Raw genomic sequence first — 15,538 nt, forward strand, 5'->3', positions numbered from 1 at the left:
ATTTGATATATTAATGAGAAGACTCCGTCGTGCAAAAATAAAAAATTATTTCAACCGAGTAATCTTCTCCACTTCCTTCAAAGTCTGCTTAATCGGTTCATATTCCAAAAACCAAAATAAATTCATCCGATCTTGACGGTGTTGCTGAGCTAATAAATCAATGACGCTTCGTTCACCTCGCCCCACCAAATGCTGCCGATAGAAATAGTACAACAGAAAAATCGTACTAAGCAGCATGACCCCGAGCATAATCCAGAAACCAACTGGCGATTTAAGACCAGGAATAAACTCAAAATTCATTCCATAAATCCCCGTTAAAAGGGTAAGAGGTGCAAAAACGGCGGTAATAATGGCAAGAATCCGCATGTTTTCATTGGTCTGGTTCGCAATGGCTGAAAAATGCAGATCAATTGCGGACTGAATTGCGCTACGCAATCGTAATGTATGTTTTTGAATACGTTCAACATGACTCATCAAATCATTTAAACGCACCAGTAAAATATCTTGTGAATTGTGGATATGCTTGCCAATCACATGGTGGTAATTTTCTACGATTTCATCTCTAAACTCTTGCAAGCTTTCAATTTGCTCCTCGCATAGATTTTCCACTTGCTGAAATGCCATATTCTCATGAAATAGTTGATGCCATTGTTTAAAACGGCGATTACCCTGAAGTAATTGCTGTTGCCAATGCTCGACTCTTCTCGTCAATGGCGAGCGGATATCAAGATAGCCATCAATCATACTGTTTAACAGCCGTAACGATAAATCGATCGGTGAATTTGGTAATTTACGGGTTTTATTTTGCTCTTCTAAAGTTCTACATAAAATGTTATCAAGACGTTGAACATAATTTTCAATCGACTTATTTCCCTGCTCACGCACACTAATCAGCACATCTGGCGTCAAAATAAAGCTAATTGGTGTAGTCGCCAAACCAAAAACACTGTCTTGCGATTCAGCATGTTTAATTTCATCATCAGGCGTAACCAGCTTTTTAAAAATCAGTAAGTCATATTCTTCAAGCGTGTCAAATGCACAAGGATGTTCAATATTCGAGATATCCCGCATATGAAACTCATTAATAACTACGCCTGAAAGCTTTTGAATCTCTTGCTGCCATTCTTCATTATGATTGACCACATCCGTTCTGAGACTATCAATCCAGAAAAACTCTAGAACATGTTCACTATGCTGTTCACGGCTTAAAAAGACATAGCCGTCGCTTTGATGGCGATAAAAGTAATAAACCTGCATACCACAACGATCTGTTTTTGTATTACTTGCATCATGCCATAAAAAAAGTCCGCATCAAGCGGACTTTTTCATGTCACTAGAACAATTATGCTTGTTCAATGTCTTTCATAGTCAATTTAATACGACCACGATTATCAACATCAGCAACTTGTACTTTCACTTCCTGACCTTCTTTAAGAACATCAGTTACGTTCGCAATACGTTCATTTGAAATTTGCGAAATGTGAAGAAGGCCATCAGTACCTGGCATGATGTTTACAAACGCACCGAATTCTACAATACGGATTACTTTACCGTCATAGATCTTACCTGGTTCAACTTCAGCAGTAAGTGCTTGAATTTTTGCAATCGCAGCACGAGCAGCAGCTTTAGTTTCACCAAATACGCGAACTGTACCATTGTCTTCAATATCAATTGCAGCTTTAGTTTCTTCAGTAATGGCACGAATCGTTGCACCACCTTTACCAATAACATCACGGATCTTGTCTGGATTGATGTTAATGACTTCAAATGTCGGTGCATGAGCGCTGATTTCAGGACGAGCACGTGAAATGACTTTATTCATTTCGTTAAGGATGTGCATACGACCAGCAAATGCTTGGTTTAATGCAGCTTCCATAATTTCTTCAGTAATACCTTCAATCTTGATGTCCATTTGAAGTGCCGTAATACCGTTTGCAGAACCTGCTACTTTAAAGTCCATATCACCTAAGTGATCTTCGTCACCTAAGATGTCAGAAAGTACTGCAAAACGCTCACCTTCTTTCACTAAGCCCATTGCGATACCAGCAACTGGTGCTTTAAGTGGAACACCCGCATCCATAAGTGATAATGATGCACCACATACAGAAGCCATTGAAGATGAACCGTTAGATTCAGTAATGTCAGATACAATACGAATAACATATGGGAAGCGGTCAGCAGCAGGAAGAACTGCTTGAACACCACGACGTGCTAAACGGCCATGACCAATTTCACGACGCTTAGGACCAGATTCACGACCTGTTTCACCTACAGAATATGCAGGGAAGTTGTAGTGCAACATGAAATTGTCAGTTTTAGTACCTGACAATGTATCAACCATGAGTGCATCACGAGTATTACCCAAAGTTGTTGTTACCAACGCTTGAGTTTCACCACGTGTAAATAATGCAGAACCGTGAGCACGGTCTAATACACCAACTTGAACGTCGATACCACGAACAGTTTTAGTATCACGGCCATCAATACGTGGTTTACCTGACAAGATGTTGTCACGTACTGTACGGTATTTAAGGTCTTCAAATAATTCGTTTACTTCGTCAGCAATACCAGTTTCGTCATTTTCAGGAACGAACTGAGCTACAGCTTCTGCATAAAGTGCATCAAGTGCTGCATAACGATCTTGTTTAACCGCAATCGTATATGCTTCAGAAATTTTAGCTTCGAAAGCTGCTTTTAATTGCTCAAGAAGAGCTTCGTTTTTGCTTGGAGCAACCCAAGTTGATTCAACTGCACCAGCAGCAGCAGCAAATTCTTTAATTGCTTGAACAGCAATTTGCATTTCGTCATGACCAAAAAGTACAGCACCTAACATTTGGTCTTCTGAAAGTTCTTTCGCTTCAGATTCAACCATTAGTACCGCAGATTCAGTACCCGCAACCACAAGATCAAGATCACTTTCTTTCAATTGTTCGTGGGTTGGGTTAAGAATGTATTCGCCGTTGATTAAACCAACACGTGCGCCTGCAATTGGACCACGGAATGGAACAGCTGCAATTGACATTGCAGCTGAAGCACCGATCATTGCAGCAATGTCAGCATCCATAGTCTTATCAGAAGAAACAACAGTCGCTGTCACTTGGATTTCGTTATAGAAACCTTCTGGGAACAATGGACGAATTGGACGGTCAATAAGACGTGAAATTAAAGTTTCAGCTTCAGACTGACGACCTTCACGTTTACCATAACCACCAGGGATACGACCCGCAGCATATTGTTTTTCTTGATAGTTAACTGTTAAGGGGAAGAAGTCTTGACCCGCTTTTGCTTTAGGTTGAGCAACTACTGCAACTAAAACAGTTACGCCGCCCATTGTAACTAAAACTGTATTTGCTTGACGTGCAACACGACCTGTTTCTAAAACAACAGTGTGTTGACCATATTGGAATTCTTTACGAACGATATTAAACATTGACATGTATTGTATTTTCCTAATTTTATTCTAGTGAGACCCCTAAGGTTTGGCATTCAGACTACACCGATTGGTAGATAAATGACAAAGCTTAGAAGCCATCACACTAGGCCAAAAATTTTAAATAATGTTAAAAGTTAAACGCAAAGAAGGAGCGCACAAGCGCCCCTTCTAAAAATCACTTAATCTAAAATTAAGTGAAACTCTCTTTTCAGCGATAAAGCATTGCGACATGCGAAATAGCGAAAACAAAGTGAAAATCGAATTAACGACGTAAACCTAAAGCACCGATCAAAGCAGTGTAACGACCGTGGTCTTTACCATTTAAATAGTCAAGCAATTTACGACGTTGGTTAACCATACGAATCAAACCACGACGGCTATGATGGTCGTGTTTGTGAGCTTTAAAGTGACCTTGTAAATCATTGATTTGAGCAGTCAATAGAGCTACTTGTACTTCTGGTGAACCAGTGTCATTTTCAGCGCGAGCAAATTTAGCAATGATCTCTGCGCGGTCTGCATTAGTTAAAGCCATTCGATTTCTCCGAGATGCTTAAAAAAAGTAAACGATATGAATCAGTTGAGGCAACTGACTGCCGTGCATCACTACAGCAAGTCGCCTATTTTAAGGTATCTATAGGTGGATTGCAAAATAGTTTTCAGTAACTTGTCATTTTAGACACTGACATGAGCATATTAACGCTGCACACTACCCTTGAATAAAAAGAAATAAGCGCGAGGAACGTGTGAAAATTTTTTCAACCAACACTTGTCCAGTACCGGACAATATTGAGCAAGTTATTCGTCGTAAAGATGAGGTTGCTGCTGAACAGGGTGGAATGACTGAACGCCAGATTCAAAAAATCTGGAACAGTGTAGAAGCATTATATAAAACCGGAAATTATCCACTCATTACTTTTTGTCTACGCAGACAAGGTAAAGTTCTACTGAACAGAAGCATTGGATATGCTCAGGGGAACTCTCCAGCAGGACTTCAAGAAAACGCTCTGATTGCGACTCCAGATACACCTGTTTGCCTGTTTTCAGCATCAAAGATGATCACCGCCATGTTAATTCATCTATTAGATGAAAAAGGCGAAATCAATTTGCTTGATCCTGTGAGCTACTATATTCCGGAATATGGCGTAAATGGTAAACGCCGTGCGACTATCTTTCATTTATTAGCACATCGTGGCGGCATTCCCTATATAGACGGCGATGTCACACCAGAATTACTCTTTGATAAAGATCAAATTTTAAAACGTTTATATGCTGCCAAGCCTGTATCCCCTGCTGGTAACCACCTTGCCTATCATGCTGTTACAGCGGGTTATATTTTAGGAGAAGTGATTGAGCGGGTGACTGGACAAGATTTACGTGAATTTGTGCATCAAACTATCGAAAAACCGATGGGAATGCCTTATTTCAACTATGGTTTAAAACCAGAGTACCGCTCAGAGGTTGCTTTAAATTGTGCAACGGGCCTACACCCTCGCCTTGGTACCGACCACTACCTGAACCATGTGTTAGGTGGAGGGTTGCAACTTGCAGTTGATGTCACTAACGACAATCGTTTTATGGACACAATTTGCCCAGCCGGAAACATCTATACCAGCGCAGAACAAGCTGGACGTTTCTTTGAAATGCTTTTAAGTGGAGGAAGCTATGGCGGTCAGCAAATCTTCAGTGAGAAAACGATTTTCAGGGCAACACTGCCGACTACAGGCGTTAACATTGATCGTACTTTATTAATTCCAATGCGCTATGCTTTAGGACCAATGTTAGGTAGTAACCCTGTAGGTCTTTTTGGTCCAATGACAGGACAAGCTTTTGGCCATTTAGGGTTCTCCAATATTCTATGTTGGGCCGACCCTGAAAGAGATATTAGTGTGTCTCTGTTAACAACGGGCAAATCTGTAGTTGGAACACACCTTCCAGCTTTAGCCAACGTGCTTTATCAGATTTCAACACAATGTCCACGCATCCCTAGAGACCAGCGCCGATCTTTGTTTGGTAGCGACTCACACGAAACTAACTTAGTGTAAAAGCAAATAAAAAACCCAAGCATTTCTGCTTGGGTTTTTTGCGCTGTAGTTTTTGTTTATCGTGTTATTTCTGTTTTTATTATCGTTGGTGAGATGCTAGTCACATCCTTCTTGTTGTTTTAACTCACTTCCAATGTCTTTGTTTCTATTTCCTTATGTGATGTATTGTGACACATCCAATTATGAAGAAAAGTAGTATTTTTCTTATCATCATGTAAGTAAAAACGTACAGGTCTGTATAATATTTAGTAAATAACCATTTTTAACATTTAACGTACAGTTCTGTATAACATATAACTTAACAATTCACAGGAAAAATGGCTGTTTAAAAAACATATTACAGATAAATATATTGATATTATTGATATTAATTTTTAAAAGAAAACATATTAAATAGAGGTCTAAAACAGATCTTTTTTGATAATTTTTTAGAAGTAAATTAAAACGTGAATATAAAAAAGCCCTGTAGTCTCTCCCAAAACTACAAGGCTTAGCGGCTGTAAGTTTCCTCTTTATACACCTACTTCATTGTAAGTTCGCAGTCTCTCGACTTAAGCTATTATTATTGTGCGATTTTGCCCGACATTCCGTGCCAAGCTCGTTGTGTGTTTATAATCTCAAAAACGTGGAGTGTACTCTAGCAGCAAATATCTCGAATCTATGTAAGCTTTTTCTTACAAGGGTAAAAATATTAAGTTTGTCTTAACGAACTAACCGATTAACTTTCTGAACTAAACCACTTTTTCGTGTAGTACGAACTGTAAATGCCTGAACTAAAGCTTCTGGATGAACCAAAAGACTCACTACTTTTTTAGCTCGTGTAATCGCAGTGTAAATAAGCTCTTGGCTTAATAAATTCTTTGCAGCCTGATCAAGAACCACAGCAGTATGTGTAAATTCAGACCCTTGCGACTTATGAATTGTTAAAGCAAATGCACTTTGAATACTTTTAGGTAATCGGTTTGCCGCCACCCACTTATTTAAACTTGGAAAATATACTTCAAATTGCTGTGGCTGGGTTCTATGCTCAAAACATAAACCAATGTCTCCATTTGAAATACCAAGTTGATAGTCGTTATAAGTCATCATCACTGGACGACCTACATACCATCCACCCACTGTAACTATTGATAACTGTTGTTGTAACCAGCGCTGCGCATACTGGTTTAACTGTTGTAAGCCAAATGGGCCATGACGGACCGCCGTTAAAATACGGTAGTCATCGAATGCTCTTACTACGTTTTGAACCTGTTCAATCGAGCGTTCTTCTTTTAAATAATTTTTTAGGCTCTTTACATAGCCTTGGAAACCTAACATGAGTTTCTGATAATAAATTTCGACTTCTGTGTGATTCCCTTCCGGTAAATACTCAAGCTGAACCACATCTGGCATGTCATTTTGTAAAACTATAGGCTTTAATTCAGAAACCTCAACAATATCAATCTCAAACTGCTGCAAAACCACTTCATGATTTTGTTGATAGGTTTGTGCCTGAATAAATTTAGCAACTTGCCCAATCAACGCCCCTTCAGCAAAACGACGACTGGTTTGTAATTGTACTCTGTTGTCGGCTAGTGCCTGTATTTGTTGCAAGTCAGCAAGTACTGCACCTACATCAACGGAAGCAAGCTGATTTGCATCCCCTAATAAAATAATTCGACAAGACTCTGGCACAGCCTCAAATAGAAGAGTGGCTAGATTTAAATCCAGCATGGAGGCCTCATCCACCACTATTACATCGTAAGGAAGCGGTTGTTTTTGATTAAACCGTGGTGTTTGGCTATGCCCCATTCCCAATAAACGATGAATCGTTTGTGTTCCCTGATTTCTGAGCTCTTCACTCATTAATCCGGACTCAAGCAATTTAGGGTCATTAAATGAGTTTTGTAGCGCTTCTTGCATGCGCTGTGCTGCTTTACCCGTTGGAGCAGCCATCGCCACACGAATATGCGGAATTGCTTGGCTAAGCACAGCAATAATACGTGCAAGTGTATAGGTCTTACCTGTACCCGGCCCACCCGTAATAATACTGAGGCTCTGCCGAGCAACCATTTGTAAAGCTGCCTGCTGATGAGGGTCTGTGAGTAAGCTTATATAGTCATCACAAGATACAGGCTGAATTAATTGTTGCTTTAATCGACAAATTTGTTCTGCGAGGCGTTGCTCTAGGTGCCAATATCGGTATAATGCCAACCCCTGCTCATCGTAGACGCATGGTGCAACTTTTGAAGTCGCTTGATCGGCTGATATAGCAAGTTGACCAAGTGCTGCAATTTGCTCTGGACTGACATCGATACAGCTATCACCTTGCAAGCTAGCTTCAATAAGCTGCTGTAAATAAGAAGCGGTATCTGGCACTTGTGATTGCTCAGTAAATGGAGCCTGATTTAAGAAGTTACTCCACGTTGTTAACCAGCTTAAATCGGCTTGTTCAGGGCTATTTAGATTGTCCACACACTTATCCACCTAGTTTTCCACACGCTTGTCCACATGGTTATAGACAGGCTTATCCACATGTCAAGTATTTGTTAATCTTAAAATTACCTAACTTATCAGCATTTTTCATGCGATTTTATCCTCAGCAAAATACCCCAAAATGGCATCAAGACGCAGAATAAACTCAATACTAGGTTGCCAGTAATAATACCCCTGCTCTGCTTCACCATTCATACCACGCAAATAAAGATAAGTCGCCCCACCTAAATGTTGCTCAATTTGGTAATTCTGCATTTTGACTTGCAAATAGCGATGTAATGCCACCAAGTATAGACCTGCCTGTAGCCAGTAACTTGCCAAAGACATGCTTTGTGCAATGTTATCGCTACGATAATCAGCAAGATCATCTCCTAAATAATTACTTTTATAATCGGCAATGTGATAGCGCTGCCCATCAAAATAAACCAAATCGATAGAACCATTGAGATAACGGGCCGAACGTGCTTCAAGTAACTCCGGCATATTCAGGCCATATTCAGCAAAGAGTTGCTGAACACGTGTCATGGCTAAAACCCGATCCGACAATGCCAAATAAAAAGGAAACTCCGACAAATGCTGCTCTGGTTGGAGTTGGTTCAATCGGAAGCCCTGATAAAGTGGCGTTCGTAAAATATCTTGCAACCACTGTGCAACTGACTGATAAAGCAGATTCTCGGCGTCTTCTTCCTCTGGAAAGCTCTCTTTATATGTACTAAGTAAATCTAGCCAGAGACTACTATAGTCATTTTTAAAACGACGACGTATTTCTATGACCCAGTCATCTGAACATTGAAAATCGATATGCTCAAAAATTTCATGCAGGAAATTACCAGCAAGCGTTCCTCGCGGAAAATTATTCTTTATCCAGTCAATCGGCTGAGCACTGATTGTTTCAACAGTGTTGACCAAGTCCAGCTCATCTTCTGCTAATACAGCATTATTGCTCTGACTCGCCAATAAATCTGTGCCAACCTTATGTTTTAAATGCTGCGCCAAGTAACTGAAACTGGTTTTACCACGAGAATAAAAACGTTGTTCAGGAAACCGTTGTGCTTGTAGTTCAATAATACTGGTTTGCTTAGCTAAATGAATTGCTTGAGGCATCTGCTCCAAAACCATTTCATCTGTACAGCAATGGTGCTGAAAAGGCTCATTCCTATTTTTCCAGAAAGCTAAGCCTGAAACTGATTTACCATCAGCATCTTGTAAAACAGCATAGACGCGGTGGCTTGCTCGCGTTAAAGCGACATACCAAAGACGATTCTGTTCAGCGAGCGCTCTTTCTTCGTGTTGTTTAAGTTCAATTTCATTCAAATAAGTCTTATCAGCAATCGCAACTACACGTTGAGTTAACGTCTGGCTTGAGTCTGGCTGGACTACATCTTGGGTCGAAAAATTCAGAGTTTTATTATTTTCTCGAAACGGCTTGTCTGCACCTAATAAGAAAACAATCTTAAATTCCAGTCCTTTTGACTGGTGAATTGTCATGAGCTGAACGCCAGCTTCGCTCGACAATTTACGTTCTAGCTCCCAATCACGGTCAAGAGGAGAACGCAACTGTTTCAGATACCAATGATAAAGGTTTTGTGCCCCTGAGTATTTCTCACTGTGCTGACTCAAAATTTCAGTTAAATGACGCAAGTTCACCACAACCCGTTCATTATCTTTGCTTTGAGCAGCCACCAAATTTTGCCAGATATCAAACTGGCTTAAACATTGTTGCCATGCAACTAAAAAGCCCTGACTAGACCACAGCTCTCTAACGCTATCAAAACCAGTCATGAACAGGCTTAAGCCTTCTGCGGTTTGTTCAAGTTGCAACAGTTGCTTCAAGTCCATGGCAAACAGGCGGCTAATTAAAGCCCGTTTCACTTTTGCCTCATCGTAAGGATGAAGTATTGCTGTCAGTAAAGCACCGACGTCTTGAGCAATCGTGCAATCAAAAACACTTCGTTTCGATGGACGATTAACCCGAACTCCTAAACGCTCTAGTTCATATTGAACTTTATCAAGCCCATCATGATTACGAGACAATACCGCAATATCATCTTCGTTTAAGGTTTGAGTCTGAGAATCTTTTTGAAAATATAAATGACCCTCATGAGAACGGTTGAGTAAATCCCGAATCTTCCATGCAACTTGCTGAGCCTCTGTTTCTTTGTCTTTGAGCATCAACCAGCGTAAAGGATGAGGATTATGATTGTTGTGTTCAATCAGCGCAGGATGAGGCCGAGTACCTGCCCGAATTGGGTCATATTGAACCTGTTCACCAAAATCCATTTGCCGTTGAAATAACGCATCAACAACTTCAACCAGATCAGCTACCGAACGGTGGTTATGAATTAACTTATATTCGCGCCCATGTTTGACTTGAATATCTTTATAGGCATTTAAGAAGGTGAGCATATCCCCACCTCGGAAACCGTAAATTGCCTGTTTCCGGTCACCCACCATAATCATGCAGCCTTTTTGATAACGCTGCGGATGACGCCAAATACTGGCGAGCATGTCGTCTTGATCTTGGTTAGTGTCCTGAAATTCATCGACCAAAATTAAGGGATAGCGCGCCTGAACAAATACTGCAAAACGTTGCCCCTGCTCGCCCTTTAAAGCGTCAGACAGTGTACGGATTTGCTGAGAAAAGGTCGTTTCACCTTTATTTTGTAAAACCTGTGGTAGTCGTTTTTTAACTTCGACACATAAATAGGCTTTTAAATAAATATGAAGCTGGTCGAACTGCTCAGCATAGTTTTTAAGCACGCTAAAGAGTTGCTGGATCTGCTGAACTGTAGGGTGTTGATAGAATCCATCTGAAATTTCGGCCGGACATTTTTTAAAAACTTTCTGATCGGCAATTTGACCTAAAAACTTAAAAACAAGTTCACGCTGTGCTGATAGCGATCCATCAAAAACTAAAATACTGTCGCTTTGCGTTAAAACTTGCAGTATCTGCGGTAAACATTCACTAAATAATTTATTAAAAGCGCCGTTTCGAAATACCGTACCGCTCACATGCTTATAATGTTCGCCATCGAGCTGGTAATACGAGTCTAAAAGGCCTAAGTCAATTTCTGTAGCTAACTGCTTGAGCTGCGCAAATTGTTCAAACTGAATTGTTGGTTTTTCAGGAAGCTTAAAATGAGCCGAACTAAAATTAAGTGAGTCTTCGACGAGTTTGACAAAACTATCTACACTCTTAAGTTCACCTGCCAGATATAAGGCATCAATCACGGTTTGAGGCTGAGACTGTATCCATTCACGTAGTACATCATGAATGAGTTGTCGGCTATAAGTTTTGGCATCATCAGTAATTTGAGCACGTTCAATTTTGCCACTCTCAAAAGCAAACTCACGCAATAGTTTTTGGCTAAAGCTATCGAGTGTTCCAACAAATAGCTCATCGAACTGATCTATAACTAATTTTAAACGCTCACACGCATAGGCAATACGCGTCGCGAAGCTTTTTAAAATGTGTTGGAGTAACAAATCAGGCTCTTGCTCAGCCTGCATAATTAATTCGTGTTCTGTAAAACTACGCTTCGTCTCTAAATAACGATACGTTTCGACCAAACGGGCACGAATACGACTTTTTAGTTCGGCAGCGGCAGCACGCGTAAATGTGGTCGCAATCACTTGTCGAGGCAAGTACTTTTCAAGAAAAATACGAACCATCAAGCTCGATAAAGTATAAGTTTTTCCTGTACCTGCTGAAGCTTCAATTAAGTGTAATCCACTAAAATCAATATCAATAATAGGTTGATAAGACACCTGTACTCTTGAGTTCATGTCTTACTCCGAATGTTGAAATTGAAAAACTGGATGATACAGATCATACGCAAATTCATCGCAAGCATGTTGAAGCAAAGCTTGCGCATCTTGTTCTTGTAAAATAAAGCTCCAATCTTTATGCAGCTTACAAGCTTCATTTTGAGTCATATCCATCGTGGTAAATGACCCTGTTTCATTCCAGTATTTTAACAGCTCAGCATAGCTCTTCTCATCCAGTTTTACTTTTTCAGCCTGATCTGCTGTTTCCCACTGATATGCTTTGGCTTTTTCTAGTGGCTTTAATAATAAGGCAGCTGGTAGAACCAATGGTTGTTGTTGTGCATAACGCCAGATTTTAAACCACGGTTGTAAATATTGCCGAGCCTGTTCAGAGCTCACACCACTACAAATCACGATTTGATCACTAAAAACCACAATGCGGCGCTTTTCAGCTCCTGCACTTCCCTCATTAAGATACGCCAACCAGAGTAGATGTTCTAACCAGACTTTCGCACGTCTTTTTGCCCGAGCGCTTGAAGGCTCCATGCTGATCCAATCCTGAGTTTCAGACTTTGGAACAGTAATATTCATATGAAGCTGTTTAGCAATTCGCCAAACTCGCTGAGTCGTTTGTGTGACTGCTGGCGCGTATTGATGGAGGCGTTCAAGCAGGCACTCTTGTTCAAAAACACCTTGTTGCCATGCACTATATTTGACTTTGCCTACAGGCAATTGATCAAGCAAAGCTTCAGGTTGTGCTTGTTGATCAGATTGCTGTAAAAAATCTCGAATCGCATAACGCCCTAAACCGTCTAGTAACAAGGGTTCATTTTGGTCGAGCAGTCCAACACTTCCTAAGTTTTCGACACCCAAGGTTTTCAAATATAGTCGTGCGGGGAACGTCACATCCTGTATCCATTGCTGGCTATCTAAAACCAACATGTCAGGCGCTTGCAGCGGATAGGTCGTATTCGCCCAAGGTTGACGGTTTCCTGAGACTTGCTGAATTTGTGAAGCAACCTTAAACCAATGATCTTGGTAACGAACACCTCTTTTTTCTACAGTAAAACCTTTCGGATCGAAGGGCTGTAAATGGTGGAGGTGATACAGTTGTTTTAACTGGGATGGAATCTCGATCCCTTCAATAACTACATTTTCAGGTACATCGTCTTCGGCTTTTACAATCAAGGCAAGGTGTTCACGGAACTCTTGAAGAATACTGGAAGGTTCTCTCACCTCGCCATCGTTCACATCAAACCCGTTATAAAACAGCCATAAATTTTCTTGGGCTAATAATAATGCATCTAAAAAAGCGCCCTGATCATCTTCAAGACGAGAGCGGTCTCCTAACTGTTGGCGTAATGCATCCATTAAATCAAATGGAACGTGTGTATCACGGTTTGGGAATTGCCCTGCATCAAGATTTAACATCACTATTAAGCGATAAGGTAGCGGCCGAATATGTCCAATTTGGGCAAAGGTAATCTGCCCAGTCGGTTCCGCTTGTGCACTTTGGCTTTCTAAGGTCCGTTGAATTTCTTCAATAATATAAGGTAGAGGCAACGTAATTTTGCGCAAAGTTCCCGTTTCTGTCTCTGCGTAATAGCTTGCGAGCGTCAACATTCGCTCTTGTTTTTTTACAATTTCCCGAACAGCTTTTAAAGCAGCAACACCCACCTGCTCAAATTCGACAATATCTTTACCCAGTACTTGGAGCCAATATTCAACCGTATAGACTTGCCCCTGTTCATGTAGGGTTAACCAATCACGGCGCTCATTCAAATCTTGATAAATCTGAATGAGTGTACCAATCAACTCAAAATCACCTGGTTGAACTTTGGCATAACTCAGCACCTGATTAAATGTTTCATGTACAGGCACAGCAATGCCTAGAGCCAGTCGTTCTAAAGCAAATTTAAAGCTATATCGATAATCGTCATCACCCTCACACAAACTGCGCTTGAGATGCTCTGCATCAAGCCCTCGTTTAAAGCCTGCATCGGCAAGTAAATTTAAAATTCGCTCAACCTGAACATATTCAAGTTCGTATCGTTGCTGGGTCGCATGCAAGCTTAACCAATCAGCAAAATCATCAAAGCTAAAACGTCCTTGCATCAGCTGAATACGCCCAATCACGGCACGCCAAGCATTAAGTGCATCGAGTGAGGCAACACCTGCAATTTTCACTGGCAAATGCACACCCTGCTCAGTGGCAGCTGCAGGAAATACACTCCGAATTAAAGGCTCTATGTCGGTCAAATTAGGAACTAAAACCAAAATATCATTTGGACGACGCGGCTGCTCATATGTTTGGGCCAACCAACCAATCAATTGCTCTTTTAGTACTTCAAGCTGACGTAAAGTAGAATGGCAAACATGGATCTGAATAGAGTCATCGTCTGGAGCAAGCTCATATTGCTTAGCTTGGGGTTCCACCAAATGCAAAATATCGGATTGAACTTTACCGAGTAAATTTTCAGGGAAATCATCCACAAAAGCATCAACCCATTTACCCTCTTCACCCGTAGATAAATTTGATAATAGCGAAAAGTGGTCGCGGGCTTGTTTACCCAATCTTGTTAAAAGCGGGTGTCTGGACTCACGCGCTTCAGCATTAAAGTTGAGTGTAAATTTATTAAAGAAATCGCTAATTTCAGCATCCGTTGCCTTAGGGTTTTTCGCAATAAAGCGTTCTTTCACCCCTAAGTCATAACGCTGTTTCCAGAGTGGATCGACGCTATCCGCCCAATATTCTTGCGAAGGGTTATAGTGCAAAATTAGCACATCAGTATATTGGCCTAAACGGCGTAAGAACTGTAACTGGCTTGGCGGTAAATCCAATAATGTAAAGATCACCACCTGATGAGGTAATCTTGAAATAGCCCATTTACTGCGATCTGAATGTTCGATCTCTTGCCAAAACAACGCATCAATTTGCTGCATCTGCAAAAAGTCATCATGAAAATGTTGCTGCCACAGCCACCGCTGCCAACGTTCTAGCTCTTGAGTTTGATGCAATGCAAAAGCAGTAACCTCTTCGTCTTTTTGCACAATATATTTTTCAATATCGAGCGCTCGCCCTTGCCCCCAAGCAGCCAACCAGTTCTCTGGACACGTACAACTATTTTCACAACCACGCTGACACTGTCCACGATAAATCATGTAGTTACTAAATAGGTCGGCAACCTGCTCAGCGACCCAATACAGCATTTTTTGTTTTTTTAGTTGTTTATCTATGCCTTGCTCAAGTCGGTCTGCGCTGTCATAAATGCGCTGAACAATAGAATGGAGAGGATGTGAGGTATCTATGCTAATTGCATCAGGTTGTATAAATTCATACAAAGCCTGATGAACCCGCCATTTAAAAATTAAACGTGGGATGTTCGCTTTACGGACCTGTTCTTTATGGGCAGTTAAGACTTGCTGGTAGGCATACCACTGGAAACCTCGTACCCGTTGATGAAACTGGTAATTGGCACTCATGCCTTGCTGTTCTGCAAGTTTCTGTATTAGCCACTGCTCAACCGCAGGACTTGGAACAACAAAATGCTGTGTTTTCAAAACCTGTAAAGGATGCGTTGAAGTTTGCGATGTAGACGCCAATACACCTTGCAACAACACATCAATACGTTGGCTTTGAATAACATGAATCCCCATTTATTTCATATCCTGCTTGCATAATTTATGCACAAAATCATAAACATTCATTACTATACAACTGAATCTGACTATGTCACGTTGGTTTAAACACAGCATAATTTAACTTTAGGTGTCACTTACACTTGGTTTAAATGACGCCATCAAGAAACTTACACAGGTA

At 40.8% G+C, this 15,538-nt stretch carries 7 protein-coding genes; 1 reads left to right on the forward strand and 6 read right to left on the reverse strand.

Annotated features, from left to right (window positions below; translation table 11 throughout):
• Window positions 1-45: 45 nt before the first annotated feature.
• The 3 genes from ACB088_RS14395 to rpsO all read right to left on the reverse strand — a co-directional run bounded on the left by ACB088_RS14395 (window position 46) and on the right by rpsO (window position 3,965).
• A complete protein-coding gene (locus ACB088_RS14395; RefSeq protein ID WP_375037284.1) occupies window positions 46-1,257 on the reverse strand; it encodes a magnesium transporter CorA family protein in 1,212 nt (403 codons plus the stop codon).
• Between the two features lie 85 nt (window positions 1,258-1,342).
• On the reverse strand, window positions 1,343-3,430 hold the full coding sequence (gene pnp, locus ACB088_RS14400; RefSeq protein WP_170834090.1) for a polyribonucleotide nucleotidyltransferase: 2,088 nt from the start codon (window positions 3,428-3,430) through the stop codon (window positions 1,343-1,345).
• Window positions 3,431-3,695: 265 nt separating this feature from the next.
• Complete coding sequence (gene rpsO, locus ACB088_RS14405; RefSeq protein WP_002114951.1) at window positions 3,696-3,965, reverse strand: 30S ribosomal protein S15; 270 nt, start codon at window positions 3,963-3,965, stop codon at window positions 3,696-3,698.
• 211 nt (window positions 3,966-4,176) lie between these two features.
• Between rpsO and ACB088_RS14410 the strand changes: the two genes are divergently transcribed.
• Window positions 4,177-5,475, forward strand: coding sequence for a serine hydrolase (locus tag ACB088_RS14410; RefSeq protein ID WP_075431253.1), 1,299 nt, complete (start codon window positions 4,177-4,179; stop codon window positions 5,473-5,475).
• A 702-nt stretch (window positions 5,476-6,177) separates the two neighbouring features.
• Here the strand turns inward: ACB088_RS14410 and recD are convergent.
• From recD to ACB088_RS14425, 3 genes are all read right to left on the reverse strand, one after another.
• The gene (gene recD, locus ACB088_RS14415; RefSeq protein ID WP_017391361.1) at window positions 6,178-7,929 is read right to left on the reverse strand and encodes an exodeoxyribonuclease V subunit alpha; all 1,752 of its coding nucleotides are present in this window, start codon (window positions 7,927-7,929) and stop codon (window positions 6,178-6,180) included.
• Window positions 7,930-8,037: 108 nt separating this feature from the next.
• A complete protein-coding gene (locus ACB088_RS14420; RefSeq protein WP_375037285.1) occupies window positions 8,038-11,736 on the reverse strand; it encodes a UvrD-helicase domain-containing protein in 3,699 nt (1,232 codons plus the stop codon).
• Window positions 11,737-11,739: 3 nt separating this feature from the next.
• The gene (locus tag ACB088_RS14425; RefSeq protein ID WP_375037286.1) at window positions 11,740-15,375 is read right to left on the reverse strand and encodes an exodeoxyribonuclease V subunit gamma; all 3,636 of its coding nucleotides are present in this window, start codon (window positions 15,373-15,375) and stop codon (window positions 11,740-11,742) included.
• Window positions 15,376-15,538 lie beyond the last annotated feature (163 nt).

This window comes from Acinetobacter sp. RW6, from assembly GCF_041956835.1.
Classification (GTDB): domain Bacteria; phylum Pseudomonadota; class Gammaproteobacteria; order Pseudomonadales; family Moraxellaceae; genus Acinetobacter; species Acinetobacter calcoaceticus.